This window comes from Serratia sp. 121840015-1, from assembly GCF_053627655.1.
The window spans coordinates 1-26,485 of sequence record NZ_JBSEYF010000013.1 but is presented as its reverse complement, the minus strand read 5'-3'; the positions used below and the strand labels follow the sequence as shown (position 1 = coordinate 26,485).

Genomic DNA, 26,485 nt, shown 5'->3' with positions numbered 1-26,485 from the left:
TATACCGCGGTCTTTGCACTACCAGGAGTTCTGGGGGAAGACGCGATGAAATGGTTTAAGCGTGATAGCAAGAGACATTGCGGAAAGTGTTCCCGCTTTCCGGTCGACAAAACGGTGTTGCATGAACTGTCCCTAATCGGACGGACAGATTGGGTCACTGATCAGCGAGCTGAGGAACCCTATGGTTTACTCCTATACCGAGAAAAAACGTATTCGTAAGGATTTTGGTAAACGTCCACAAGTGCTGGACATACCATATCTCCTTTCTATCCAGCTTGACTCGTTCCAGAAGTTTATCGAGCAAGATCCAGAAGGGCAGTACGGCCTTGAAGCCGCATTCCGTTCTGTTTTCCCTATCCAGAGCTACAGTGGCAATTCGGAGCTGCAATACGTTAGCTACCGTCTTGGTGAGCCGGTCTTCGACGTCAAAGAGTGCCAGATCCGTGGTGTGACGTTCTCTGCACCGCTGCGCGTAAAACTGCGCCTGGTTATCTATGAGCGCGAAGCGCCTGAAGGTACGGTCAAAGACATCAAGGAACAAGAAGTCTACATGGGCGAAATTCCGCTCATGACCGAAAACGGCACCTTTGTGATCAACGGTACTGAGAGGGTTATCGTATCTCAGTTGCACCGTAGTCCTGGCGTATTCTTCGACAGCGATAAGGGTAAAACCCACTCCTCGGGTAAAGTGCTGTACAACGCACGCATCATCCCTTACCGCGGTTCATGGTTGGACTTCGAGTTCGATCCGAAAGACAACCTGTTCGTGCGTATCGACCGTCGCCGCAAACTGCCTGCGACCATCATTCTGCGCGCGCTGAACTACACCACTGAACAGATCCTCGACCTGTTCTTTGACAAGATCGTCTTCGAAATCCGCGACAACAAGCTGCAGATGGAGCTGGTGCCAGAGCGCCTGCGTGGTGAGACCGCTTCGTTCGACATCGAAGCCAACGGCAAGATCTACGTAGAGAAAGGCCGTCGTATCACCGCTCGTCATATCCGTCAGCTGGAAAAAGACGACATTCAGAGCATTGAAGTACCGGTAGAGTACATCGCGGGCAAAGTGGTCGCGAAAGACTATATCGATACCAATACCGGCGAACTGATCTGCGCAGCCAACATGGAGCTGTCGCTGGATCTGCTGGCCAAGCTGAGCCAGTCCGGCCACAAGCGCATCGAAACGCTGTTCACCAACGATCTGGATCACGGCGCGTACATCTCTGAAACGCTGCGTGTCGATCCGACCAACGATCGTCTGAGCTCGCTGGTAGAAATCTACCGCATGATGCGCCCTGGTGAGCCGCCAACGCGCGAAGCTGCCGAAAGCCTGTTCGAGAACCTGTTCTTCTCCGAAGACCGCTACGATCTGTCCGCGGTGGGTCGCATGAAGTTCAACCGTTCTCTGCTGCGCGACGAGATCGAAGGTTCGGGCATCCTGAGCAAAGACGACATCATCGAAGTGATGAAGAAGCTCATCGATATCCGTAACGGCAAGGGCGAAGTGGACGATATCGACCACTTGGGCAACCGTCGTATCCGCTCCGTCGGCGAAATGGCCGAGAACCAGTTCCGCGTAGGTCTGGTGCGTGTTGAGCGTGCGGTGAAAGAGCGTCTGTCTCTGGGCGATCTGGATACCCTGATGCCTCAGGACATGATCAACGCCAAGCCGATTTCGGCGGCGGTGAAAGAGTTCTTCGGTTCCAGCCAGCTGTCCCAGTTCATGGACCAGAACAACCCGCTGTCCGAGATCACGCACAAGCGTCGTATCTCCGCACTGGGCCCGGGCGGTCTGACCCGTGAGCGCGCCGGCTTTGAAGTTCGAGACGTACACCCGACCCACTACGGTCGCGTGTGCCCAATCGAAACGCCGGAAGGTCCAAACATCGGTCTGATCAACTCCCTGTCCGTGTACGCACAGACTAACGAGTATGGCTTCCTGGAAACCCCGTACCGCCGCGTGCGTGACGGCGTGGTGACCGATGAAATCAACTACCTGTCTGCTATTGAAGAAGGCAACTTCGTTATCGCCCAGGCGAACTCCAACCTGGATGAAGAAGGCCGCTTCGTAGAAGACCTGGTCACCTGTCGTAGCAAAGGCGAATCAAGCCTGTTCAGCCGCGACCAGGTTGACTACATGGACGTATCCACCCAGCAGGTTGTTTCCGTTGGTGCTTCACTGATTCCATTCCTGGAACACGATGACGCCAACCGTGCATTGATGGGTGCGAACATGCAACGTCAGGCCGTACCAACCCTGCGCGCTGACAAGCCGCTGGTCGGTACCGGTATGGAACGCGCTGTAGCGGTTGACTCCGGCGTAACCGCCGTTGCCAAACGCGGCGGTGTGATCCAGTACGTGGATGCTTCCCGTATCGTTATCAAAGTTAACGAAGACGAGATGTACCCGGGCGAAGCAGGTATCGATATTTACAACCTGACCAAGTACACCCGTTCTAACCAGAACACCTGCATCAACCAGATGCCGTGTGTGAATCTGGGTGAGCCAATCGAGCGCGGCGACGTGCTGGCGGATGGCCCATCGACAGACCTGGGCGAACTGGCACTGGGCCAGAACATGCGCGTAGCGTTCATGCCTTGGAACGGCTACAACTTCGAAGACTCCATCTTGGTCTCCGAGCGCGTGGTGCAGGAAGATCGCTTCACTACCATCCACATCCAGGAACTGGCGTGCGTGTCTCGCGACACCAAGCTGGGGCCTGAAGAGATCACCGCCGACATCCCTAACGTGGGTGAAGCTGCGCTCTCCAAGCTGGATGAATCCGGTATCGTGTATATCGGTGCTGAAGTGACCGGCGGTGATATCCTGGTCGGTAAGGTAACGCCTAAAGGCGAAACCCAACTGACGCCGGAAGAGAAGCTGCTGCGTGCGATCTTCGGTGAGAAAGCGTCTGACGTTAAAGACTCTTCTCTGCGTGTACCGAACGGCGTTTCCGGTACGGTTATCGACGTGCAGGTCTTCACCCGCGATGGCGTGGAAAAAGACAAGCGTGCGTTGGAAATCGAAGAGATGCAGCTGAAGCAGGCGAAGAAAGACCTGACGGAAGAACTGCAGATCCTGGAAGCCGGCCTGTTTGCACGTATCCACGCGGTGCTGGTTGCCGGTGGCATCGAAGCCGACAAGCTGAGCAAGCTGCCGCGCGATCGCTGGCTGGAACTGGGCCTGACCGACGAAGAGAAGCAAAACCAGCTGGAGCAGCTGGCTGAGCAGTACGACGAACTGAAATCCGACTTCGAGAAGAAGCTGGAAGCCAAGCGTCGTAAGATCACTCAGGGCGACGATCTGGCGCCGGGCGTGCTGAAAATCGTCAAGGTTTATCTGGCCGTTAAGCGTCAGATCCAACCGGGTGACAAGATGGCGGGCCGCCACGGTAACAAGGGTGTTATCTCCAAGATCAACCCGATCGAAGATATGCCTTACGATGAAAATGGCACGCCGGTAGACATCGTACTGAACCCGCTGGGCGTACCATCACGTATGAACATCGGTCAGATCCTGGAAACCCACCTGGGTATGGCTGCGAAAGGCATCGGTGAGAAAATCAACCAGATGCTGAAGCAGCAGCAGGAAGTGGCCAAGCTGCGTGAGTTCATCCAGAAGGCCTACGATCTGGGCGACGACGTTTGCCAGAAAGTTGACCTGAACACCTTCAGCGACGACGAAGTGCTGCGTCTGGCAGAGAACCTGAAAAAAGGTATGCCGATCGCAACGCCGGTGTTTGACGGTGCGAAAGAGACTGAAATCAAGAAGCTGCTGGAAATGGGCGGTATCCCGACCTCCGGTCAGATCACGCTGTTCGATGGCCGTACCGGTGAGCAATTCGAGCGCCAGGTTACTGTCGGCTATATGTACATGCTGAAACTGAACCACTTGGTTGACGATAAAATGCACGCCCGTTCAACCGGTTCTTACAGCTTGGTTACTCAGCAACCTCTGGGTGGTAAAGCGCAGTTCGGTGGTCAACGCTTCGGTGAGATGGAAGTGTGGGCACTGGAAGCATACGGCGCGGCTTATACCCTGCAGGAAATGCTCACCGTTAAGTCGGATGACGTTAACGGCCGTACCAAGATGTACAAAAACATCGTGGATGGCGACCACCGGATGGAGCCAGGCATGCCGGAATCCTTCAACGTACTGTTGAAAGAAATCCGCTCGCTCGGCATCAACATCGAACTGGAAGACGAGTAATCGTCACTCCGGCTCAGGCTCCCCGCCTAAGGGGGCCTGAGGGTGGTTGTTCAGGTCACACGGGTACCTACTGCGGTTGTGGGTACCCAACAGGTTTAACTCCGACAGGAGCCAATCCGTGAAAGACTTATTGAAGTTTCTGAAAGCGCAAACTAAGACCGAAGAGTTTGATGCGATCAAGATTGCTCTGGCCTCGCCAGACATGATCCGTTCGTGGTCGTTCGGTGAAGTTAAGAAGCCGGAAACCATTAACTACCGTACGTTCAAACCAGAGCGTGACGGCCTTTTCTGCGCCCGTATCTTCGGGCCGGTAAAAGATTACGAGTGCCTGTGCGGTAAGTACAAGCGCTTGAAACACCGCGGCGTGATCTGTGAGAAGTGCGGCGTTGAAGTGACCCAGACCAAAGTGCGTCGTGAGCGCATGGGCCACATCGAGCTGGCTTCGCCGACCGCGCACATCTGGTTCCTGAAATCGCTGCCATCCCGCATCGGTTTGCTGCTGGATATGCCGCTGCGTGACATCGAACGCGTACTGTACTTCGAATCCTATGTGGTGGTCGAAGGCGGTATGACCAACCTCGAGCGCCGTCAGATCCTGACCGAAGAGCAGTATCTGGACGCGCTGGAAGAGTTCGGTGATGAATTCGACGCCAAGATGGGTGCGGAAGCTATTCAGGCCCTGTTGAAAAACATGGATCTGGAAGCCGAGTGCGAGCAGCTGCGTGAAGAGCTGAACGAAACCAACTCCGAAACCAAGCGCAAGAAGCTGACCAAGCGTATCAAGCTGCTGGAAGCGTTCGTACAGTCTGGTAACAAGCCAGAGTGGATGATCCTGACCGTGCTGCCGGTACTGCCGCCGGATCTGCGCCCGCTGGTTCCGCTGGATGGCGGTCGTTTCGCGACCTCGGATCTGAACGATCTGTATCGCCGCGTGATCAACCGTAACAACCGTCTGAAACGCCTGCTGGATCTGGCTGCGCCTGACATCATCGTGCGCAACGAAAAGCGTATGCTGCAAGAAGCGGTAGACGCCCTGCTGGATAACGGCCGTCGCGGTCGTGCCATCACCGGTTCCAACAAACGTCCTCTGAAATCTTTGGCCGACATGATCAAAGGTAAGCAGGGTCGTTTCCGTCAGAACCTGCTCGGTAAACGCGTTGACTACTCCGGCCGTTCCGTAATCACCGTAGGTCCATACCTGCGTCTGCATCAGTGCGGTCTGCCTAAGAAGATGGCGCTGGAGCTGTTCAAACCGTTCATCTACGGCAAGTTGGAGCTGCGTGGCCTGGCCACCACCATCAAAGCCGCCAAGAAAATGGTTGAGCGTGAAGAAGCCGTCGTTTGGGATATCCTGGACGAAGTGATCCGCGAACACCCGGTACTGTTGAACCGTGCACCAACCCTGCACCGTTTGGGTATCCAGGCGTTTGAACCTGTTCTGATCGAAGGTAAAGCGATCCAGCTGCACCCGCTGGTTTGTGCGGCCTATAACGCCGACTTCGATGGTGACCAGATGGCTGTTCACGTACCGCTGACGCTGGAAGCCCAGCTGGAAGCGCGTGCGCTGATGATGTCCACCAACAACATCCTGTCCCCAGCGAACGGCGAGCCAATCATCGTTCCTTCTCAGGACGTTGTACTGGGTCTGTACTACATGACCCGCGACTGTGTTAACGCCAAGGGCGAAGGCATGGTGCTGAACGGTTCCAAAGAAGCTGAGCGTGTTTACCGCGCCGGCCTGGCGTCTCTGCATGCGCGCGTTAAAGTGCGTATCACCGAAGACGTCAAAAACGCCGAAGGCGAATGGACTTCTCAGACCAGCATCATCGACACCACCATCGGCCGCGCCATCCTGTGGATGATCGTACCGAAAGGTCTGCCGTACTCGATCGTTAACCAGCCTTTGGGCAAGAAAGCGATCTCCAAGATGCTGAACACCTGTTACCGCATCCTGGGCCTGAAGCCGACCGTTATCTTTGCTGACCAGATCATGTACACCGGTTTTGCTTACGCAGCCCGTTCCGGCGCTTCCGTAGGTATCGACGACATGGTTATCCCGGCCAAGAAAGCGGAGATCATCGAAGAAGCGGAAACCGAAGTTGCCGAGATCCAGGAGCAGTTCCAGTCTGGTCTGGTTACCGCCGGCGAACGCTACAACAAAGTGATCGATATCTGGGCTGCAGCGAACGAACGCGTTGCGAAAGCGATGATGGAAAACCTGTCGGTAGAAGACGTGGTTAACCGTGACGGCGAAGTGGAACAGCAAGTTTCCTTCAACAGCATCTTTATGATGGCCGACTCCGGTGCGCGTGGTTCCGCCGCTCAGATTCGTCAGCTGGCCGGTATGCGTGGTCTGATGGCGAAGCCGGACGGCTCCATCATCGAAACGCCAATCACCGCGAACTTCCGTGAAGGTCTGAACGTACTCCAGTACTTCATCTCCACCCACGGTGCTCGTAAAGGTCTGGCGGATACCGCACTGAAAACCGCGAACTCCGGTTATCTGACCCGTCGTCTGGTTGACGTGGCGCAGGATCTGGTGGTGACCGAAGACGACTGTGGCACCCACGACGGCATCCTGATGACTCCGGTTATCGAAGGTGGCGACGTGAAAGAGCCGCTGCGTGAACGCGTTCTGGGCCGTGTGACGGCAGAAGACGTCCTCAAGCCGGGTACGGCGGACATTCTGGTGCCACGCAACACCCTGCTGAACGAGAAGGCGTGTGACCTGTTGGAAGAGAACTCTGTCGACAGCGTTAAAGTCCGTTCCGTGGTGAGCTGTGAAACCGACTTTGGTGTGTGTGCAAACTGCTACGGTCGCGACCTGGCACGTGGCCACATCATCAACAAAGGTGAAGCCATCGGCGTTATCGCGGCACAGTCCATCGGTGAGCCGGGTACACAGCTGACGATGCGTACGTTCCACATCGGTGGTGCGGCATCTCGTGCGGCTGCTGAATCCAGCATCCAGGTGAAAAACAAGGGTAGCCTCAAGCTGAGCAACGCGAAGTTCGTTATGAACGCCGCAGGCAAGCTGGTGATCACCTCGCGTAACACCGAACTGAAACTGATCGACGAATTCGGCCGTACCAAAGAAAGCTACAAGGTGCCTTACGGTGCCGTGATGGGCAAAGGCGACGGTGAAGAAGTTAACGGCGGCGAAACCGTTGCTAACTGGGATCCGCACACCATGCCGGTCATCAGTGAAGTCAGCGGCTTCATTCGCTTCGCGGACATGGTTGACGGCCAGACCATTACTCGCCAGACCGACGAACTGACCGGTTTGTCTTCTCTGGTCGTTCTGGACAGCGCAGAGCGTACCGGTAGCGGTAAAGACCTGCGTCCGGCACTGAAAATCGTTGACGCTCAGGGCGAAGATGTATTGATCCCAGGCACCGATATGCCTGCTCAATACTTCCTGCCGGGCAAAGCGATCGTTCAGCTGGAAGACGGCATTCAGATCGGTGCGGGTGATACCCTGGCACGTATTCCTCAGGAATCCGGCGGTACCAAGGATATTACCGGTGGTCTGCCGCGCGTTGCCGACCTGTTCGAAGCACGTCGTCCGAAAGAGCCGGCAATCCTGGCTGAAATCAGCGGGATTATCTCGTTCGGTAAAGAGACCAAAGGCAAACGTCGCCTGGTGATCTCTCCGCTGGACGGCAGCGACGCTTACGAAGAGATGATTCCGAAATGGCGTCAGCTCAACGTGTTCGAAGGCGAAGTGGTGGAACGTGGTGACGTCGTTTCCGACGGCCCAGAGTCTCCGCACGACATTCTGCGTCTGCGTGGTGTGCATGCGGTTACCCGCTACATCACCAACGAAGTGCAGGAAGTTTACCGTCTGCAAGGCGTTAAGATTAACGATAAGCACATCGAAGTTATCGTTCGTCAGATGCTGCGTAAAGGCACCATCGTTAGCGCTGGTGGCTCCGAGTTCCTGGAAGGCGAGCAGGCTGAAGTGTCTCGCGTCAAGATTGCCAACCGTCAGCTGGAAGCTGAAGGTAAAATCGCGGCAACCTTCTCGCGCGATCTGCTGGGTATCACCAAGGCTTCCTTGGCGACCGAGTCCTTCATCTCCGCTGCTTCGTTCCAGGAAACGACGCGCGTTCTGACCGAAGCTGCCGTAGCCGGCAAGCGTGATGAACTGCGTGGCCTGAAAGAGAACGTCATCGTGGGCCGTCTGATCCCAGCCGGTACCGGTTACGCTTATCATCAGGATCGCATGCGTCGTCGTGCTCAGGGTGAAGCGCCGGTTGTTCCGCAAGTCAGCGCGGAAGAAGCGACGGCTAACCTGGCCGAGCTGCTCAACGCAGGCCTGGGCGGCAGCGACGACGAGTAATCGTCATCCGCGCCGCGGGCCCGGCATGCCGGGCCCATCGCCAGATAAACCGCTCCCTCGGGGGCGGTTTTTTTTCGCCTCATGCCGGGGCCGAGCAAACTTTGCTACTATGGTTACAGCAGAAATTGACCGGCGCTTTTTACCAGACAACCAAGGACAGTGCGAACATGGACAGCCTCATTACCTTCGAAAAATTGACGGCGCAACACCTGCCTTACCTGTATGAGATCCGCTTTTCCGTTGAAGAAAACCTGCTGCACCCGCATCAGATCCAGTACCTGCAGCGCAAACAGGCGCTGGAGGACATCAACCAGGGCGGCGGCTGGATCTGCAAGCATGGCGACGACTATGCCGGCGTTGGCTTCGGGCTATTCATCCCTGAACCGCTGATCGGCGGTCTGTTCGTGAAGCCGGAATACCAGTCGAAGGGGATCGGCTCCGCCTTGCTGGCCCGGATCACTCACTGGATGTTTGAGCACGGCGCCGAAGCGATCCACTTAACCACCGATCCTGGCTCCAAAGCCGAAGGCTTTTATCAACATCACGGCTGGGCCGTGGTCGGGCAGGATGAGTTCGGCCAGGCCGAACTGGTGAAACGTAAAGAGGGTGAATAATGACAATCAAAGGATTGATGACGTTACTGCTGCTTTCGCTGTTCAGCGCACCGCTGTATGCGGCCGTTGACTATTTTTACCTGAAACCGCTCGACGGCGAGAAGATCAAGATAACCCGGCAGATGCTGGAGGCGATGCCGGCGCACACGATTAAAACCTCGACCAATTTCACCCCGGAAGATACGTTCACCGGCGTTGAGTTTGCCGAGCTGGTGAAAGCCTATCACCTGAAAGGTCAGTCGGTGCGCGCTTTCGCCTGGGACGATTACTCCTACTCGATGCCGATTGACGAGATGATTAAATACCGCGTGATCGTCGCCTATCAGCGCGGTGGCAAGCCGATCGACGTTGGGGAGCTGGGGCCGTTCGCCATTATTTATCCACGCGATGGCTACGCCGAGCTGAATAACCTGGATGTGAATGCGAAAACCGTCTGGCAAGTTAAACGGCTGGAGCTGAAATAAGATGAGCAAAAAACTGATCGGTACTCTTATCGCGTTGGTTGCCATCTTCTCCTTATTGATTTTGTTGATTGCCATTAACTTCGGCGGCGTAAAAGAGCGCTACAAGCAAATCGAGCCCAATCTGGACAACTACTCGGTGGCCGAGATCCTTTTTCTGGCGTTTGAAAGGACCAAAACCGCGCTGCTGCTCAGTGAAAACAACGACTACGACGCCTTTCAGATCAAAAAGAAAATCTTCTACTCGAAGATTCAGATCCTGGAGAGCCGTTCGACCTTCAGCGACTCTTTTTATTACGACGACGAGTTCATCAAGAATGTTGCGCTGCTGAAGCAGCAGTACCGCACGTTGGACGATCTCTCCGCCGGCTTGCTGGTGGGGCAGAAAAACAAGGCGGACATTCTCTCTTATATGGATGATATCGAGGGTACGCTGGTCGATATCCAAGAGATTATTTATCGGATACAGATTAAAAACTTTACCGAAGTGAAAGGCATCATTCAGGACAATTCGAGTAAAGCCGAGATGTTCGCCATCTTTTCGCTGATTTTGGTGTTCCTGATGATGTTTCTGGTGCTGAGGAATGCCTTCTCGTTGAAAGAGATCATCAAGAACAAGAACATCTTCATTTCTTCCATCTACCACGAGATCGCCGGCTCGACCCAGGCCATCGTCATTGCCGCAGATATCATGGAACACGAGCTGGCGCAGGAAGAGTTGAAAAAAGAAGCCCGCCTGATCTCCTATCACGGTAATAAGATCGCCGAACAAACGCGCGAGGTAATGGATTATTCTAGGCTTGAGATGGGAGAAGTTAAAATCAATATTTCCACCTTCCGGTTGAATGAGGTGGTGGACGATGCCGTAACCGGCATCGGCGCCGGGCGCGGCAATCGCCTCGTGATTCACCGTTCGTCTTATGCCGGCCTGATTGCTTCTGATAAATACAAGCTCTACCGAATATTGGCCAACCTGCTCAGCAACGCGGACAAATTTACCCATCGGGGCGTGGTTACCCTCAATGTGAAGCTGTGCCACGGCAATCTGTATTTGCGGGTGAAAGATACCGGCATCGGGTTTAACGTCGATAACCTGGATCGGTTATATAAGGCATTCAATCAGGGAGTGGAAAGGGAAACGCGGCAGGGGTTGGGGCTGGGGCTGACCATTATCAAAAATTACGTCACGACGATGAAAGGCACCATTAAAGCCAAATCCGTCGAAGGAGTGGGCTCATCGTTTTTGATCCGCATCCCGGTCAAACTAATTAAAGAATAGGTTGGACAGCAGCAGCGAGGAGATAATCAGCGGCTTGGTCGGTTTTTCCACCAGGTGCACGTCATAGTGCAGGATCATATCGCCGATGTTTTTCTCGTAGTGATTCAGCTGGCCGGTCAGAATAATAATGCGGGCGTGCGGATCGAGAACGTCTTTAATTTTTTTCACGACGCGTTCGGAAGTCTCGCCGAAATCCAACAGCCAGTCCAGAATAAACGCCTCAAAGGACTGCTGTTCCAGCGCGGCCAGCATGGTGTCCGCCGTCTGAAAGGTTTCAGTCTCGATGCCGTATCGGCTGGCGATCTTCTTCAACAGTTCGAGAATATCGCCGTCATTATCCAGGATCGCGATACGCGGGGCCGGCAGAAAGTCTATCTTGTTGACTTTGTACAGCGGAGCATCGGCGGCATGTTCCCGATTGGTGCTGATGATGAAAAGATCGTCTTTTTTGTAGGCGTAGGTTTCGTCGCTGTCCGCTTGCGTGACCGGGCTCTCGTCGACCTCTATGTTGCAGCGCTTGTGAATGCTGTTCATGATAAAGACGCCGTTATGCGTCCTTTGGCCGGCAAAGGGCTCGTTGAAATACTGGAAAACCTTTTTGACTTCATCGAGGGTGATACCTCTTTTACCATCCAGTTTCTGTTTGGCGCTGTTGTACTGAAGGTTCAGTATGTTGGCCATCGTGGAGGCATGCTTTCTGTCGCCAACTCCTTTCAGAGTGAGCAACGCGCTGATTGCATCGATGTAATTGGGCGTTTTCTTCATGACAACCTTGGCTTTTTTGATGTTGACCGCAAGCGCTGAAAAACCTGCGCAAGAACCCGTGCTGGATTATAGATGATGCCCCGGAGCTTGCGGCGATATCAGTTTGATTTTCCTTGGCAAACTCAGAACACACTCGATACTAAATAAAAAAACACTCAAAAGACATTCACATTTAACCGTTTATGTGGTTAATTAGCGCACATACTGTGTGATTCGCGTCCTGGGGGGGTGCCAGTCTCACAAAATAAACCGCCTGCTCTTGTCCGTAAGCAGGGAGCAGGCGGCAAAAAGATCCGCGGCCAACACCAGGGCCATTGGCAGCACCGGGGATGACGACTCGAACCTCTCTTCGTCGCTGTACCTTCTTTTTTCCTCTTTCCCCACTTTTCTGCCGCAACAGCGTCCTATGCGTCTCACCGCTGAGTGAGTGCCGAGCACCGCTAGGCCACAGTCCTTTAGCCGACAAGACAACCTGTCCGTACGCCCTTACAGGCCGCGATACGCCATATGCGCATTGCCGCGGACGAGGGCCCGGTGTCGCGCAAGAGAATCTCCGGCGCGATCCGGGATGGGATAAGGCGGGGCCATCGAGAGGGAGACGGCCCCGGCCGGCGCCGGGTTTGGCGGTCGGCAAGGTCACTATAGCCGGCGGGTCTGCCGGCGCCAGCGCCACCGTTCGGCATTGCGCGGCCGTTCCAGCGTTTTCTTCACGCGGCGGTAAACGTTGCCGCTTATTGCGCGCTGCGTCCCAGATAATCGTCCCAGTCTTTCCACACCGGCTGCAGCCCGGCATTGCTGATGGCCTCGGCGACCTGCTGCGGCGTGCGGCCGTCGTGCGGCTCGAACTGTTCCAATTCCGGCGGTACGTCGTCGGCATAGCCGCCGGGCTGCGTCTTGGATCCGGCGCTGACGCTGTTGATCGCCACCGGGATCATATGATCGCGGAAGTACGGCGACTCACGCGTAGACAGCGACAGCTCAACGTCCGGCGCGAACAGCCGGAAGGCGCAGATCAGCTGCACCAGCTGAGGCTCGCTCATGATCGACGCCGGCTCAATGCCGCCGGCGCAGGGGCGCAGACGCGGGAACGAGATCGAGTAGCGGCTCTGCCAGTAAGTTTGCTGCAGGTAGAACAGATGTTCCGCCAGCAGGTAGCAGTCGGTGCGCCAACTGTTGGACAGGCCGATCAACGCGCCGAGGCCGATCTTGTCGATCCCGGCGCGCCCCAGGCGATCCGGCGTGGCCAGACGCCAATGGAAATCCTGCTTCTGGCCGCGCACATGGTGCTGCAGATAGGTGGCAGGATGGTAGGTTTCCTGATAGACCAGCACGCCGTCCAGGCCCAGCGTTTTCAGTTCGGCGTACTCGTCCTGCGCCAGCGGCTGCACTTCCATCATCAGCGAGCTGAAGTGGCGGCGGATCGCCGGAATGTGCTGACGGAAATAGTCCATGCCGACCTTGGTCTGATGCTCGCCGGTGACCAGCAACAGGTGTTCGAACCCCAGCGCCTTGATGGCTTCGCACTCGCGTGCGATCTCCGCCGCATCGAGCGTTTTGCGCTTGATGCGGTTGCTCATCGAAAAGCCGCAATAGGTGCAGTCGTTGGCACACAGGTTAGAGAGGTACAGCGGCACATAGAAGCTGACGACGTTGCCGAAGCGCTGACGGGTCAGCTGCTGCGCGCGCTGCGCCAGCGGTTCCAGATACGGCGCGGCGGCGGGGGAGATCAGCGCCATAAAGTCGTCGCGCGTCAGCTTGTCGGCGTTCAACGCGCGTTCCACGTCGCGTGCGGTTTTGCCGTTGATGCGCAGCGTAATGTCGTCCCAATCCAGCTGTTGCCAGCGGCTACTGAAATCGTCGCCCATCACTGTGCCTCCTCTGGCTGGCTGAGGAAGGCGGTCAGCGGGCTTGAGGCGGCCGCACCGCGCTGGCTAGCGCCCAATCCGGCGCTGTGCGCCAGCTCGCCGGCCTCCAGCGCCAGGCGAAACGCCCGCGCCATTTGCACTGGGTCGCGCGCCACGGCGATGGCGGTATTCACCAGCACCGCGTCGGCGCCCAGTTCCATCGCTTCCAGCGCGTGGCTCGGCGCGCCGATGCCGGCGTCGACCACCACCGGCACCTTGGCCTGCTCGATGATGATCTCGAGGAAGTCACGGGTGCGCAGACCGCGGTTGGAGCCGATAGGGGCGCCGAGCGGCATCACCGCCGCGCAACCCACCTCTTCCAGCCGTTTGCACAGCACCGGATCGGCGCCGCAGTAGGGCAGCACCACAAAACCGTCTTTCACCAGCGTTTCCGCCGCCTTAAGCGTTTCTATCGGATCCGGCAGCAGGTATTTCACATCGGGATGGATCTCCAGCTTCACCCAGTGGGTGCCGAGCGCTTCACGCGCCAGCCGGGCGGCGAACACCGCTTCGGCGGCGGTTTTGGCGCCGGAGGTGTTGGGCAGCAGCCGGGCGCCCAACTGCTGCAGCGGCGCCAAAATGGCGTCGTTGCCGCCGCGCAGATCGACGCGCTTCATGGCCATGGTCACCAGCTGTGAGCCGGAGGCCGCCAGCGCCTCCAGCATTAACGCCGGGGTGGCGAACTTGCCGGTGCCGGTGAACAGGCGCGAGGTAAAAGTGGTATCGGCGATTTTCAGCATGTCAGCCTCCGGCGATCGCTTGAAACAGCAAAATGTCGTCACCGTCCTGCACCTGATGGTCGGCCCAGTCGGCGCGCGGGATGATGGTTTGATTGATCGCCAGCGCGGTGCCCGGCTGGTGGCGTTCCAACTGGGTCAGCAGGGCGGCGACGCTGAGCGGCTGCGCCAGCTCCAGCGGTTGGTCGTTCAGACGGATCTTCATGCCGCGCCTCCGCATACCGGGCAGGCGCGGGCCTGGCTCAGTTGCAGCGTGCTCCAGCTCTGCTGCTTGCCGTCGAACAGCCGCAGTTTACCGCTGAGGGAGGAAGGCATGCCGGCCAACATTTTGATGGCCTCCAGCGCTTGCAGAGTACCGATCACGCCCACCACCGGGCCGAGCACCCCGGCGGTGCGGCAGTTGCGCTGCGGCTCTTCCTGATCCGGGTACAGGCAGGCGTAGCAGCCGTGCGCATAGGGCGGCTCGAGCACCAGCAGCTGGCCACTGAAACCGACCGCGCTGCCGCTGATCAGCGGCTTGGCGGCGGCGATGCAGGCGGCATTGACCTCATGACGGGTCGCCATATTGTCGCAGCAGTCCAGCACCAGATCGGCGCGGGCGACCGCGTCGCGCAGCGCTTGCCCCTGCAGCCGCTGCGCCAGCGGGATGGATTCCACCAATGGGTTCAGCGCCTGCAGATGGCGTTGCGCCAGCGCCGCCTTGCCGGTGGCGGTATCGGCGCTGCGGTAGAGGATCTGCCGCTGCAGGTTGGTGATGTGCAGCTGGTCGTCGTCGGCCAACAGCAGCGTGCCGACGCCGGCGGCGGCCAGATACAGCGAAGCCGGGGAACCAAGCCCGCCCAAACCGACGATCAGCACCGTGGCGCGCTTGAGCCTCTCCTGGCCCTCCGGGCCGACGTCCTCCAGCAACAGCTGGCGGCTGTAACGCAGGAATTCCTGATCGTTAAGCATCGTTCGGGCCCTCGCCTTCGATCAGCCGCAGCAGCTCGGCCGTCGCCGCACGCCAGTCCGGCGCCTGGGTGATGGCGCTGACCACCGCCACGCTGCCGACGCCGCACGCCAGCACCGCCGGTACGCGATCGATGCTGATCCCGCCGATCGCCACCGTCGGGTAATCCGCCAGGCCGGCGATGTGGCGTTTCAACTCCGTCAGCCCCTGCGGCGCCGAAGGCATGTCTTTGGTTTGGGTGGGGAAGATGTGCCCCAACGCGATGTAGGACGGTTTCACCGCCAGCGCGCGCGCCAGCTCCGCGTCGTCATGGGTGGACACGCCCAGCCGCAGTCCGGCGCGGTGAATGGCCGCCAGATCGGTGGTATCGAGATCTTCCTGGCCCAGATGTACGCCGTAGGCGCCGTGCTTGATCGCCAGCCGCCAATAGTCGTTGATGAACAGCCGCGCTTGATAACGCTGGCCCAGCGCGATGGCGGCAGCGATGTCCTCTTCGACCTGCTCATCCGGCAGATCCTTGATGCGCAGCTGGATCGTGGTGACGCCGGCCTCCAGCAGACGAGCGATCCATTCCACGCTGTCGACGACCGGGTAAAGCCCCAGTTTGTGGGGCGTAGCCGGGAAGGGGGTCGTGATATCAGTCATTGCTTGTCTCCTCTTGCAGGGTGCCGGCGCCGGCGCTGTGATACAGCTCGCTGCCGCGGGCGCGGAACTCGGCGGACATTTTCTCCATGCCGGTCAGCTGCACTTCGATCGGCTTGGCAGCTTCCTGGGCGGCGGCGTAGTCGCGCACCTCCTGCGAAATCTTCATCGAGCAGAATTTCGGCCCGCACATCGAGCAGAAGTGGGCGACCTTGCCGGATTCCTGCGGCAGGGTTTCGTCGTGATAGGCGCGCGCGGTGGCCGGATCGAGCGCCAGATTGAACTGATCTTCCCAGCGGAATTCGAAACGTGCCTTGGACATGGCGTTATCGCGGATCTGCGCGCCCGGATGGCCTTTGGCCAGATCGGCGGCGTGAGCGGCGATCTTGTAGGTGATCAGGCCCTGCTTGACGTCTTCTTTGTTCGGCAGGCCGAGGTGCTCTTTCGGCGTGACGTAACACAGCATGGCGCAGCCGAACCAGCCGATCATTGCCGCGCCTATGCCGGAGGTGAAATGGTCATAGCCCGGGGCGATATCGGTGGTCAGCGGGCCGAGGGTGTAGAACGGCGCTTCGTGGCAGTGTTCCAGCTCTTCGGTCATGTTGCGGCGGATCATCTGCATCGGCACGTGGCCCGGGCCTTCGATCATCACCTGCACGTCGTATTCCCAGGCGATTTTGGTCAGCTCGCCCAGCGTATGCAGCTCGGCGAACTGGGCTTCGTCGTTGGCGTCCTGAATCGAGCCGGGGCGCAGGCCGTCGCCGAGCGACAGCGAAACGTCGTAGGCGGCGCAGATCTCGCAGATTTCACGGAAATGCTGATAGAGGAAGTTTTCCTGATGGTGCGACAGACACCATTTGGCCATGATTGAGCCACCGCGCGACACGATGCCGGTCAGGCGTTTGGCGGTCATCGGTACGTAGCGCAGCAGCACGCCGGCGTGGATGGTGAAGTAGTCGACCCCTTGCTCCGCCTGTTCCAGCAGCGTATCGCGGAACATCGCCCAGGTGAGGTTTTCCGCCACGCCGTTGACCTTCTCCAGCGCCTGGTAGATCGGCACGGTGCCGATGGGCACCGGGCTGTTGCGCAGGATCCACTCGCGGGTTTCGTGAATATAGCGGCCGGTAGAGAGATCCATCACGGTGTCCGCGCCCCAGCGGGTGGACCACACCAGCTTCTCCACTTCTTCTTCGATCGACGACGTGACCGCCGAGTTGCCGATATTGGCGTTCACCTTCACCAGGAAATTGCGGCCGATGATCATCGGCTCCGCCTCCGGATGGTTGATGTTGGCGGGAATGATGGCGCGGCCGGCGGCCACTTCCCGACGCACGAACTCCGGCGTGATGTTGTCCGGCAGGTTGGCGCCCCAGCCCTGGCCCGGATGCTGGTGGCGCAGCACCTCGCCGCGAATGCGCTCGCGCCCCATGTTTTCACGGATGGCGATGAACTCCATCTCTGGGGTGACGATACCGGCGCGGGCATAGTGCAGCTGGGTCACGCATTTGCCCGGCAGCGCCCTGCGCGGCAGCGGCAGATGTTCGAAGCGCAGGTGATCCAGCCCTTCGTCCGCCAGCCGCTGTTGGGTAAAGCCGGAACTGGCGCCGCTTAGGGTGGCGGTATCGCCGCGCGCGTCGATCCAGCCGGCGCGCAGCTTGGCCAGGCCGGCGTGCACGTCGAGCTCGGCCTGCGGATCGCCGTAGGGGCCGGCGGTGTCATACACCGGGATCGCTTCGTTGGGTTCATACTGCGGATGGTCTTTGCTGCCGCCGAGCAGGGTCGGGCTGAGCTGAATTTCGCGCATCGGCACCTGGATATCGCTGCGCGAGCCCTGGAGATAGATGCGGCGTGAGTTCGGGAAAGCCATGCCTTGCAGGGTGTCGATAAACTGCTGGGCGGCTTCGCGTTGCGCTTTACGGGCGCGCGGTGGATTAACGTTAGACATAGCAAGTTCCTACCAGTGTGTTGGGTTGGGAAAGTTGCTTGTCTGGAGCTCGGAGGGAGTAATGATGGTGGCCGATAAGGCAGGGCGCCCGCAAGGGGAAGGCCGTGCCTGTGGCGATAGATTACTCTTGTTCCCTTCGCGGGTATTAACCCGATCAGGTTCCGCGGATCCCGAATTAACGGTCTCAGCCTGGCTGATTCGATGAACAAATCAGGCGCTAGGCACTCCGACAAGATGCCCCCCAGTATAGGAGGGATAAGAAAAAAAACTATAAAATTTTAACGTGCGGGATCCAGCGCCTGGTCCGGCAGCGGTTGCTGCGCGGCCTCCGCTTCCAGCTGGATCAGCTTATCTTCCAGCGCAAAGCGCGCCGCCAGCGTTTCGCCGATATCCGACAGGGCCTGGTGGAATTCCAGACAAACCTCCTGATCGATATCCACTTCGGTATAGCGATCGTGGAACGCCATGATCTGTTCGGTATTGGCCCACAGCTTGGGGTAGATGTTCACCGCCAGCGACATTTTCGGACTGGCTGCGCCTTCCACTTGTTTGATAATTCTGTCATAGATATGAAAATGCCCTGCGGAGAGGTAATCCACCAGGTTGTGGCAAAAGTTCTCCAGCGCTTTTTCATTCAGCGGCGTATGCTTTTCTTTATTCGGTTTGAGGCCTACCAGCGTGCAGTAGGCGACCAGCAACTGTTTGCGGGCCTGAAGCCATTGATCAACTAATTCATTACTACCGCCAACGCGCTGAGTCAGCCTTTCCAAACGGTTGAGCATGTTTGACTCCGTGTAAGTAATAAAAGTAACCGGTAAGTTATTAAAATGTAACAAAGCCGATTTGTAGAGTGCCAGTGAAGCTGAGGTTGTGCAACAACGATATGGAACTTGCATTAACGGGCAATGAAAACGGCTGGTGGATCGTCAGCCATGAAAGCAAACTTTGGTTACCGAACGGTGAATTGCCGTCGGGGACGGCCGCCGCTCTTGGGCTGCGGGGCCACATGGCGCGCACCATCGGTGAATGGGAGGGCGCGCCGGTCTGGCTGGTGCGCCAGGCGATGCCGCGGGAGATGGGATCGGTGCGTCAGCTGTTGGATCAGGATCGCGGTCTGTTCCAGCTTGCCGGGTGCGGCGTGCAGCTGGCGGATTTCTACCGCTCTCATCGCTACTGCGGCTATTGCGGCCATGAAATGCACCTCAGCCGCACCGAAAGCGCCTGTCTGTGCGGCCACTGCAAAGAGCGGTACTACCCGCAGATTGCACCCTGCGTGATCGTCGCCATTCGGCGCGACGATCAGATCCTGCTGGCGCAACACGTGCGTCATCGCGGTGGTATCCACACGGTGCTGGCCGGCTTCGTCGAAGTGGGCGAAACGCTGGAGCAGGCGGTGGCGCGCGAAGTGATGGAAGAGAGCAATATTGAAATCAAGAACCTGCGCTACGTCACTTCACAACCGTGGCCGTTCCCACACTCGCTGATGATGGCCTTTATGGCCGATTACCATCAGGGTGACATTCGCCACGATCCCAAGGAGCTGCTCAACGCCGGCTGGTATCGCTACGACCAGCTGCCGCTGTTGCCGCCGCCCGGTACCGTGGCGCGCCGGTTGATTGAGGACACCGTGGCGCTGTGCCGGGCAGAATAATGTACAATGGCCGGCAGATTATTAAGGGAGCCCCATAAATGACTGAGTTGAAGAACGATCGCTACCTGCGCGCGCTGTTGCGCCAGCCGGTGGATGTGACCCCCGTATGGATGATGCGCCAGGCCGGTCGTTATTTACCGGAGTATAAGGCGACCCGCGCCCAGGCCGGTGATTTCATGTCGCTGTGCAAGAACGCGGAGCTGGCCTGCGAGGTCACGCTGCAGCCGCTGCGCCGCTATGCGCTGGACGCCGCCATCCTGTTCTCCGACATTCTCACCATTCCCGACGCCATGGGGCTCGGCCTTTACTTTGAAGCCGGCGAAGGCCCGCGTTTCAGCTCCCCCGTTACCTGCCGCGCCGACGTCGACAAGCTGCCGGTGTTCGATCCGGAAGTGGAGTTGGGCTATGTGATGAATGCGGTGCGCACCATTCGCCGCGAACTGAAGGGCGAAGTGCCGCTGATCGGCTTCTCCGGCAGCCCGTGGACGCTGGCGACTTATATGGTCGAAGGCGGCAGCAGCAAAGCCTTCACCAAGCTGAAGAAGATGATGTATGCCGAACCGGCTACGCTGCACCTGTTGCTGGACAAGCTGGCGGACAGCGTGATCCTGTACCTCAATGCCCAGATTAAAGCCGGCGCGCAGTCGGTGATGGTGTTCGACACCTGGGGTGGCGTACTGACCGGGCGCGATTATCGCGAGTTCTCTTTGCACTACATGCACAAGATCGTCGACGGGCTGCTGCGTGAAAACGACGGTCGCCGCGTGCCGGTGACGCTGTTCACCAAAGGTGGCGGGCAGTGGCTGGAGGCGATGGCCGCCACCGGCTGCGATGCGCTGGGGCTGGATTGGACCACCGACATCGCCGACGCGCGTCGGCGCGTGGGCGACAAAGTGGCGCTGCAGGGCAATATGGATCCGTCGATGCTGTATGCCTCCCCGGCGCGCATCGCGGAAGAAGTGGAGACCATTCTGGCCGGTTTCGGCCACGGCAACGGCCATGTGTTCAACCTGGGCCACGGCATCCATCAGGATGTGCCGCCGGAGCACGCCGGCGCCTTCGTCGAGGCGGTACACGCGCACTCGGCGAAATACCACCGTTAAGGATCCGATGTGACCGATATGGCGGCCCTGCGCGCCGAACAGCTGCGGCGCGCGGCTGAAGTCATTCGCTACGACGATCTGCCGGCCGAACCGCCGGCCTTCATCGCCGGCGCCGACGTGGGCTTCGAACAAGAAGGGGCGGTGACGCGCGCCGCCATCACCATCCTGCGCTATCCGTCGCTGGAGCTGGTGGAGTATCAGGTGGCGCGCATCGCCACCGTCATGCCCTACATCCCGGGCTTCCTGTCGTTTCGCGAATACCCGGCGCTGTTGGCCGCCTGGGGGCAGCTGCAGCAGAAACCGGGGCTGATCTTCGTCGATGGGCATGGCATTTCGCATCCGCGGCGTCTCGGCGTCGCCAGCCATTTCGGTCTGCTGGTCGATGTGCCGACCATCGGCGTGGCCAAGAAGCGCCTGTGCGGCAAATTTGCGCCGCTGGACGCCGCCGTCGGCGCGCTGGCGCCGTTGGAAGATAAGGGTGAACAGCTGGGCTGGGTGTGGCGCAGCAAGGCGCGTTGCAACCCGCTGTTCATCTCTACCGGGCATCGCGTGGGCGCCGACAGCGCGCTGGCGTGGGTGCAACGCTGTATGGCGGGCTACCGTTTACCGGAGCCGACCCGTTGGGCCGACGCCATCGCATCGCGTCGTCCGGCGTTTCAGCGGTGGTTGCAGCAGCATCCGGAGGTGTCGCCATGAGCGATTTCGGGTACACTGCGCCGCAGATAACGCGTAAGAGAGTAAAGCATGCTACGTAACCCGATTCATTTACGCCTGGAACGGCTCGAGGCCTGGCAACATTTGACCTTTATGGCCAGTTTGTGCGAGCGTATGTACCCGAATTACCAGATGTTCTGCAAACAGACCGAGTTCGGCGATCCGGCGGTTTATCGCCGCATTCTGGATTTGGTGTGGGAAACGCTGGTAGTGAAGGATGCCAAGGTCAACTTCGACAGCCAGCTCGAGAAGTTGGAAGAGGCGATTCCGTCGGCGGAAGATTACGATCTTTACGGCGTTTACCCGGCAATTGATGCCTGTATCGCATTAGGGGAACTGATCCATTCGCGGCTCGGCGGGGAGACGCTGGAGCACGCCATCGCCATCAGCGAAACATCGATTCGCACCGTGGCGATGTTGGAAATGACCCAAGCCGGTAAGGAAATGACCGACGAAGAGTTGGAAAGTTTGCCTGCGGTAGAGGAAGAATGGGACATTCAATGGGAAATTTTCCGCCTGTTGGACGCCTGTGAAGAGCGCGATATAGACCTGATCAAGGGGCTGCGATCCGACCTGCGAGAGGCGGGTGTCAGCAACATCGGGATAAATTTAGCGCAATAAGGCAACAAAACGTGATTTAACGCCTGATTTGTCATGCCTTAAGGCTTCACATCCGCACCCTGTCTGGTCTACATTTGGGGGGCGTAAAAAAAGTGGCTATCGGTGCGTGTATGCAGGAGAGTGCTGTCAATCGGCATATCCGTCGCACTCGATGCTTTGCAAACGATAAACACACTGTAAGGATAACTTATGAACAAGACTCAACTGATTGATGTAATCGCGGACAAGGCTGACCTTTCCAAAGCACAAGCTAAACTGGCTCTGGAATCCACCCTGGCTGCTATTACTGAGTCTCTGAAAGAAGGTGATGCAGTACAATTGGTTGGCTTCGGTACTTTCAAAGTAAACCATCGTAGCGAGCGCACTGGCCGCAACCCGCAGACTGGCAAAGAAATCAAAATCGCAGCAGCCAACGTGCCTGCGTTCGTTTCTGGCAAAGCACTGAAAGACGCTGTTAAATAAGACCGCGCCTCGGTGAAAAGATTAAACAGAGGGGCGATGGCGCCCCTTTTGTTTACTCGTCGGGCGCTCATGGCCGTAGGCATCGCCGTCGGCCTGAGCGCTTGCAGTTCCCATTCCGATATTCCCAGCTTTACCGCCAGCGGCTTTGTGGCCGATCAGGGCGTGATACGCCTGTGGCGTAAAGACGATGAGCAACATCGTCCGCAGGTGTTGGTCAGTGTCTACAGCCCTTACCGCGGTCCGGGTACCATCACCACGCTATACACCTATCAGGGCGACGTGCTGCGCCAAATCAAACGTAACGACGCCGATGGCGATCGCGACTCTATTCAACTGCGCTTTGCCGACGACGGCACGGTGAGCTTTATGCAGCGCCAGCTGGCGACACGCCGCGAACCGCTGACCCGCGATGAAATCGCCCTGTACCAATATCAGGCGCGGCGGATCCTCGAAGTGAGCAATGCGCTGCGCGCCGGCAAGGTGAAATTGCTGCAGGGGCATTGGATGCAGGGCGAGGTGCAAACCTGCGACGGCCAACGCATGAAACCGGGGCTGGATGCCGCCTCCATCGTCTGGATCGAGAAGCGTGCCCGCAGCAGCAGCCGGCCGGTGAGCGTTGCCTGGCTGGAAGCGCCCGAAGGCAGCGAACTGCTGCTGGTGGCGAACGACGACTTCTGCAGCTGGGAACCGAAAGAAGACCAGCTATAAAAAAGGCCCCGCGCTGCGGAGCCTCTCGTCATGACCTTATACGGTCAAATCACTTGCCGCGCGCAATCGCGCGATAACCGATGTCTTTGCGGCAGAAGCTGCCCGGCCACTCAATGCCTTCGGCCAGCTGGTAGGCACGTTGCTGCGCCTGCGCCACGGTGTCGCCCAGCGCGGTTACGCACAGCACGCGGCCGCCGCTGGTGACGACGTCATTGCCCTGCAGGCGTGTGCCGGCATGGAAGACCTTACCGTCGGCGCTTTCCTGCTGCGGCAATCCCTGGATAACTTCGCCGTTGCGATAGTCGCCCGGATAACCGCCGGCCGCCAGCACTACGCCGAGCGCAGGGCGTTCGTCCCAGTCGGAGCTTTTCTCGTTCAGGCGGCCTTCCGCGCCCGCCAGGCACAGTTCCACCAGATCGGAACGCAGGCGCAGCATGATGGGCTGGGTTTCGGGATCGCCAAAACGACAGTTGAACTCGATCACTTTCGGTTGGCCATCGGCGGCGATCATCAGGCCGGCGTACAGGAAGCCGACGTAGGTGTTGCCTTCCGCCGCCATGCCGCGCACCGTCGGCCAGATCACCTGGTCCATGGCGCGCCGGTGGATTTCGTCGGTCACGACCGGCGCCGGGGAGTAGGCCCCCATGCCGCCGGTGTTCGGGCCGGTATCGCCGTCGCCGACGCGTTTGTGGTCCTGGCTGGTGGCCATCGGCACCACGTTCTCGCCGTCGACCATCACGATGAAGCTGGCTTCTTCGCCGTCGAGGAACTCTTCCACCACGATGCGATGACCGGCGTCGCCGAAGGCGTTGCCGGCCAGCATGTCACGCACGGCTTCTTCCGCTTCCTGCAGCGTCATCGCGACGATCACGCCTTTACCGGCCGCCAGGCCATCGGCCTTGATGACGATCGGTGCGCCTTTGCGGCGCACATAGGCCAGTGCCGGCTCCACCTCGGTGAAGTTTTCATATTCGGCGGTCGGGATACGGTGGCGCGCCAGGAAATCCTTGGTGAAGGCTTTGGAGCCTTCGAGCTGCGCGGCGGCCTGCGACGGGCCGAAGATTTTCAGGCCGGCGGCCTGGAAGGCGTCGACCACGCCGATCACCAGCGGCGCTTCCGGCCCGACGATGGTCAGACCGATGTCATGGCTCTGGGCGAAAGCGACTAGAGCAGGGATGTCGGTGGCGGCGATCGCCACGTTTTCCAGATTGGCTTCCAGCGCGGTGCCGGCATTGCCCGGCGCAACGTAAACTTTATCCGCCAGCGGAGACTGGGCGGCTTTCCAGGCCAGCGCGTGCTCGCGCCCGCCGTTGCCGATAATCAAAATGTTCATCAGGGGCTCCACGAATGGCGTGCGCCGGAGCGCACGCGGCAAAAGGAATTAATGGCGGAAGTGACGCATGTCGGTAAAGATCATGGCGATGCCGTGTTCGTTGGCGGCGGCGATCACTTCGTCGTCGCGGATAGAGCCGCCCGGCTGGATCACGCAGGTAATGCCGACGGCCGCCGCGGCATCGATGCCGTCGCGGAACGGGAAGAAGGCGTCGGAGGCCATGGCGGACCCTTTCACCTCCAGCCCTTCGTCGCCCGCTTTGATGCCGGCGATCTTGGCGGAGTAAACGCGGCTCATCTGGCCGGCACCTATGCCGATGGTCATGTTGTCACGTGCATAGACGATGGCGTTGGATTTCACGAACTTGGCCACTTTCCAGCAGAACAGCGCGTCGCGCAGTTCCTGTTCGGTCGGCTGGCGCTCGGATACCACACGCAGATCGGCGGCGGTCACCATGCCCAGATCGCGATCCTGCACCAGCAGGCCGCCGTTGACGCGCTTGAAGTCCAGCCCCGCCACGCGTTGCTGCCACTGGCCGCAGGCCAGCACGCGCACGTTCTGCTTGGCGGCCAGCAGGGAGCGCGCTTCCTGGGTGACGTTTGGCGCGATGATCACTTCCACGAACTGGCGGCTGATGATCGCCTGCGCGGTGGCGGCATCCAGCTCGCGGTTAAAGGCGATGATGCCGCCAAAGGCGGAGGTCGGGTCGGTTTGGTAAGCGCGCTCGTAGGCGGCCAGGATGTCGTCGCCGATCGCCACGCCGCAAGGGTTAGCGTGTTTGACGATCACGCAGGCCGGCTCGGCGAACTCTTTCACGCATTCCAGCGCGGCGTCGGTATCGGCGATGTTGTTATAAGACAGCGCCTTGCCCTGCAGCTGCTCGGCGGTCGCGACGGACGCTTCCTTTACCTCTTCTTCTATATAGAAGGCGGCCTGCTGGTGGCTGTTCTCACCGTAGCGCATATCCTGCTTCTTGATGTAGTTGAGGTTCAGGGTACGCGGGAAGCGGCCGGACGGCTGTTCGGTCTCGCCATGGTATGCCGGCACCAGCGTGCCGAAGTAGTTGGCGATCATGCTGTCGTAGGCGGCGGTGTGCTCGAAGGCCTTGATGGCGAGATCGAAGCGGGTGGCATAGCGCAGCGAGCCGTCGTTGTTGTCCATCTCGGTAATGATGGCGGCGTAGTCGCTGCTCTTCACCACGATGGCAACGTCTTTATGGTTCTTGGCGGCGGAGCGCACCATGGTCGGGCCACCGATATCGATATTCTCGACCGCGTCTTCCAGCGAGCAATCCGGGCGCGCCACGGTTTGGGCGAACGGATACAGATTGACGACCACCATGTCGATAGGCTTGATGTCATGCTGATTCATGACGGCGTCGTCCTGGCCGCGGCGGCCGAGGATACCGCCGTGAACTTTCGGGTGCAGGGTCTTAACTCGTCCGTCCATCATTTCCGGGAAGCCGGTGTAGTCGGATACTTCGGTAACGGGCAGACCGGCGTCTGCCAGCAGGCGGGCGGTACCGCCGGTGGAGAGCAGTTCAACGCCGCGCTGGGAAAGCGCTTCGGCGAATTCAACGATACCGGCTTTGTCAGACACGCTGAGCAGGGCCCGGCGGATTGGACGAGGTTGTTGCATGGTTTTATCCCTTGGCTTTGAGTCGCAATTAAAGAGCGTTACGTGAATGTCCACCTCGTTCTCTCTATAAAGAAGGTTTTTTGCCTTATAAAGGGAGGGTCAGGCACATATTCAGGTAACGCCCCCATAAAAAGGGGGATCGTTTCGTCGCGGGGAATTGTAGCGAAAACGTTTGCGTGGCGCTCGTAAATTTTCCGTACAAATCGCATCTGTGGATAACACTGTGTGCAAGTGGGTATAAGGCGGGGTTTTGCTGTGGAATGCAGCGAACGATCGTTTTTGCTGAAAATACCTGTTGCGGCCTGCGAGGAACTCCCTATAATGCGCCTCCATCGACACGGAACATGTGAACAACTTCACAGAGTATCCGGGGGTCGCAGAGAAAAAATCCTGAAAATTAGGGTTGA

The 26,485-nt window shown here is 58.7% G+C and carries 21 protein-coding genes and 1 riboswitch; of the genes, 11 read left to right on the top strand and 10 right to left on the bottom strand.

What is annotated here, in order from left to right; genetic code table 11:
- The first annotated feature begins 181 nt into the window (after window positions 1-181).
- From rpoB to ACUXAC_RS26245, 5 genes are all read left to right on the top strand, one after another.
- Window positions 182-4,210, top strand: coding sequence for a DNA-directed RNA polymerase subunit beta (rpoB, locus tag ACUXAC_RS26265; RefSeq protein ID WP_004929900.1), 4,029 nt, complete (start codon window positions 182-184; stop codon window positions 4,208-4,210).
- 118 nt (window positions 4,211-4,328) lie between these two features.
- Window positions 4,329-8,552 carry a DNA-directed RNA polymerase subunit beta' gene (gene rpoC / locus ACUXAC_RS26260; protein ID WP_047729347.1) on the top strand — a complete coding sequence of 1,408 codons (4,224 nt, stop codon included), beginning with the start codon at window positions 4,329-4,331 and terminating at the stop codon, window positions 8,550-8,552.
- A gap of 167 nt (window positions 8,553-8,719) precedes the next feature.
- Entirely contained in the window at window positions 8,720-9,166 is a 447-nt protein-coding gene (locus tag ACUXAC_RS26255) for a GNAT family N-acetyltransferase (protein WP_049195592.1), read from the top strand.
- The gene (locus ACUXAC_RS26250; protein ID WP_049202133.1) at window positions 9,166-9,630 is read left to right on the top strand and encodes an oxidoreductase; all 465 of its coding nucleotides are present in this window, start codon (window positions 9,166-9,168) and stop codon (window positions 9,628-9,630) included. Before ACUXAC_RS26255 ends, ACUXAC_RS26250 begins: the two co-directional genes overlap by 1 nt.
- A 1-nt stretch (window position 9,631) precedes the next feature.
- Window positions 9,632-10,906 carry a sensor histidine kinase gene (locus ACUXAC_RS26245; protein ID WP_089186687.1) on the top strand — a complete coding sequence of 425 codons (1,275 nt, stop codon included), beginning with the start codon at window positions 9,632-9,634 and terminating at the stop codon, window positions 10,904-10,906.
- Here ACUXAC_RS26245 and ACUXAC_RS26240 read toward each other — a convergent pair.
- The 8 genes from ACUXAC_RS26240 to ACUXAC_RS26205 form a co-directional block, all read right to left on the bottom strand.
- Entirely contained in the window at window positions 10,892-11,587 is a 696-nt protein-coding gene (locus ACUXAC_RS26240; RefSeq protein WP_233502728.1) for a helix-turn-helix domain-containing protein, read from the bottom strand. The genes ACUXAC_RS26245 and ACUXAC_RS26240 overlap by 15 nt on opposite strands.
- Window positions 11,588-12,402: 815 nt before the next feature.
- Window positions 12,403-13,536: a 2-iminoacetate synthase ThiH gene (gene thiH / locus ACUXAC_RS26235; RefSeq protein ID WP_060441481.1), complete on the bottom strand. Its 1,134-nt coding sequence runs from the start codon at window positions 13,534-13,536 to the stop codon at window positions 12,403-12,405.
- Window positions 13,536-14,315 carry a thiazole synthase gene (locus tag ACUXAC_RS26230; RefSeq protein ID WP_060441482.1) on the bottom strand — a complete coding sequence of 260 codons (780 nt, stop codon included), beginning with the start codon at window positions 14,313-14,315 and terminating at the stop codon, window positions 13,536-13,538. Before ACUXAC_RS26230 ends, thiH begins: the two co-directional genes overlap by 1 nt.
- 1 nt (window position 14,316) lies before the next feature.
- Entirely contained in the window at window positions 14,317-14,517 is a 201-nt protein-coding gene (gene thiS / locus ACUXAC_RS26225; protein WP_016929423.1) for a sulfur carrier protein ThiS, read from the bottom strand.
- Window positions 14,514-15,263, bottom strand: coding sequence for a HesA/MoeB/ThiF family protein (locus ACUXAC_RS26220; RefSeq protein ID WP_049202137.1), 750 nt, complete (start codon window positions 15,261-15,263; stop codon window positions 14,514-14,516). The genes thiS and ACUXAC_RS26220 overlap by 4 nt, the downstream gene beginning before the upstream one ends.
- Entirely contained in the window at window positions 15,256-15,906 is a 651-nt protein-coding gene (gene thiE, locus ACUXAC_RS26215) for a thiamine phosphate synthase (protein WP_060425346.1), read from the bottom strand. Before thiE ends, ACUXAC_RS26220 begins: the two co-directional genes overlap by 8 nt.
- Complete coding sequence (gene thiC / locus ACUXAC_RS26210; protein WP_454267100.1) at window positions 15,899-17,848, bottom strand: phosphomethylpyrimidine synthase ThiC; 1,950 nt, start codon at window positions 17,846-17,848, stop codon at window positions 15,899-15,901. Before thiC ends, thiE begins: the two co-directional genes overlap by 8 nt.
- Before the next feature lie 114 nt (window positions 17,849-17,962).
- Window positions 17,963-18,087: riboswitch (TPP riboswitch) on the bottom strand.
- A gap of 39 nt (window positions 18,088-18,126) precedes the next feature.
- Window positions 18,127-18,630 (bottom strand): Rsd/AlgQ family anti-sigma factor, encoded by a 504-nt coding sequence (locus ACUXAC_RS26205; protein WP_048232444.1) that lies wholly within the window; start codon window positions 18,628-18,630, stop codon window positions 18,127-18,129.
- Window positions 18,631-18,731: 101 nt separating this feature from the next.
- On the opposite strand from ACUXAC_RS26205, the gene nudC reads away from it, so the two are divergent.
- The 6 genes from nudC to ACUXAC_RS26175 all read left to right on the top strand — a co-directional run bounded on the left by nudC (window position 18,732) and on the right by ACUXAC_RS26175 (window position 23,107).
- Entirely contained in the window at window positions 18,732-19,499 is a 768-nt protein-coding gene (gene nudC / locus ACUXAC_RS26200; RefSeq protein ID WP_454267099.1) for an NAD(+) diphosphatase, read from the top strand.
- Window positions 19,500-19,537: 38 nt separating this feature from the next.
- Complete coding sequence (gene hemE / locus ACUXAC_RS26195) at window positions 19,538-20,602, top strand: uroporphyrinogen decarboxylase (RefSeq protein WP_033636735.1); 1,065 nt, start codon at window positions 19,538-19,540, stop codon at window positions 20,600-20,602.
- 9 nt (window positions 20,603-20,611) lie between these two features.
- Complete coding sequence (gene nfi, locus ACUXAC_RS26190; protein WP_454267098.1) at window positions 20,612-21,298, top strand: deoxyribonuclease V; 687 nt, start codon at window positions 20,612-20,614, stop codon at window positions 21,296-21,298.
- 48 nt (window positions 21,299-21,346) lie between these two features.
- Window positions 21,347-21,937: a YjaG family protein gene (locus ACUXAC_RS26185; RefSeq protein WP_025160203.1), complete on the top strand. Its 591-nt coding sequence runs from the start codon at window positions 21,347-21,349 to the stop codon at window positions 21,935-21,937.
- Window positions 21,938-22,126: 189 nt separating this feature from the next.
- On the top strand, window positions 22,127-22,399 hold the full coding sequence (gene hupA / locus ACUXAC_RS26180) for a nucleoid-associated protein HU-alpha (RefSeq protein ID WP_004929874.1): 273 nt from the start codon (window positions 22,127-22,129) through the stop codon (window positions 22,397-22,399).
- A 36-nt stretch (window positions 22,400-22,435) separates the two neighbouring features.
- Window positions 22,436-23,107, top strand: coding sequence for a DUF1481 domain-containing protein (locus ACUXAC_RS26175; RefSeq protein WP_084826978.1), 672 nt, complete (start codon window positions 22,436-22,438; stop codon window positions 23,105-23,107).
- A 49-nt stretch (window positions 23,108-23,156) separates the two neighbouring features.
- On the opposite strand, the gene purD is transcribed toward ACUXAC_RS26175, so the two are convergent.
- Both purD and purH read right to left on the bottom strand, forming a co-directional pair.
- Window positions 23,157-24,440, bottom strand: coding sequence for a phosphoribosylamine--glycine ligase (gene purD, locus ACUXAC_RS26170; RefSeq protein ID WP_060425337.1), 1,284 nt, complete (start codon window positions 24,438-24,440; stop codon window positions 23,157-23,159).
- Window positions 24,441-24,488: 48 nt separating this feature from the next.
- Complete coding sequence (gene purH / locus ACUXAC_RS26165) at window positions 24,489-26,078, bottom strand: bifunctional phosphoribosylaminoimidazolecarboxamide formyltransferase/IMP cyclohydrolase (protein ID WP_087762900.1); 1,590 nt, start codon at window positions 26,076-26,078, stop codon at window positions 24,489-24,491.
- Window positions 26,079-26,485 lie beyond the last annotated feature (407 nt).

Bases quoted from the DNA above. Each gene is read 5' to 3' on its own strand.
- thiE (WP_060425346.1), bottom strand. From the start codon at position 15,906: ATGACTGATATCACGACCCCCTTCCCGGCTACGCCCCACAAACTGGGG.
- ACUXAC_RS26255 (WP_049195592.1), top strand. From the start codon at position 8,720: ATGGACAGCCTCATTACCTTCGAAAAATTGACGGCGCAACACCTGCCT.
- ACUXAC_RS26245 (WP_089186687.1), top strand. From the start codon at position 9,632: ATGAGCAAAAAACTGATCGGTACTCTTATCGCGTTGGTTGCCATCTTC.
- ACUXAC_RS26220 (WP_049202137.1), bottom strand. From the start codon at position 15,263: ATGCTTAACGATCAGGAATTCCTGCGTTACAGCCGCCAGCTGTTGCTG.
- hemE (WP_033636735.1), top strand. From the start codon at position 19,538: ATGACTGAGTTGAAGAACGATCGCTACCTGCGCGCGCTGTTGCGCCAG.
- hupA (WP_004929874.1), top strand. From the start codon at position 22,127: ATGAACAAGACTCAACTGATTGATGTAATCGCGGACAAGGCTGACCTT.
- ACUXAC_RS26250 (WP_049202133.1), top strand. From the start codon at position 9,166: ATGACAATCAAAGGATTGATGACGTTACTGCTGCTTTCGCTGTTCAGC.
- ACUXAC_RS26240 (WP_233502728.1), bottom strand. From the start codon at position 11,587: ATGGCCAACATACTGAACCTTCAGTACAACAGCGCCAAACAGAAACTG.
- thiH (WP_060441481.1), bottom strand. From the start codon at position 13,536: ATGGGCGACGATTTCAGTAGCCGCTGGCAACAGCTGGATTGGGACGAC.
- purH (WP_087762900.1), bottom strand. From the start codon at position 26,078: ATGCAACAACCTCGTCCAATCCGCCGGGCCCTGCTCAGCGTGTCTGAC.
- nudC (WP_454267099.1), top strand. From the start codon at position 18,732: ATGGAACTTGCATTAACGGGCAATGAAAACGGCTGGTGGATCGTCAGC.
- rpoB (WP_004929900.1), top strand. From the start codon at position 182: ATGGTTTACTCCTATACCGAGAAAAAACGTATTCGTAAGGATTTTGGT.
- ACUXAC_RS26185 (WP_025160203.1), top strand. From the start codon at position 21,347: ATGCTACGTAACCCGATTCATTTACGCCTGGAACGGCTCGAGGCCTGG.
- thiC (WP_454267100.1), bottom strand. From the start codon at position 17,848: ATGTCTAACGTTAATCCACCGCGCGCCCGTAAAGCGCAACGCGAAGCC.
- purD (WP_060425337.1), bottom strand. From the start codon at position 24,440: ATGAACATTTTGATTATCGGCAACGGCGGGCGCGAGCACGCGCTGGCC.
- thiS (WP_016929423.1), bottom strand. From the start codon at position 14,517: ATGAAGATCCGTCTGAACGACCAACCGCTGGAGCTGGCGCAGCCGCTC.
- ACUXAC_RS26205 (WP_048232444.1), bottom strand. From the start codon at position 18,630: ATGCTCAACCGTTTGGAAAGGCTGACTCAGCGCGTTGGCGGTAGTAAT.
- ACUXAC_RS26175 (WP_084826978.1), top strand. From the start codon at position 22,436: ATGGCGCCCCTTTTGTTTACTCGTCGGGCGCTCATGGCCGTAGGCATC.
- ACUXAC_RS26230 (WP_060441482.1), bottom strand. From the start codon at position 14,315: ATGCTGAAAATCGCCGATACCACTTTTACCTCGCGCCTGTTCACCGGC.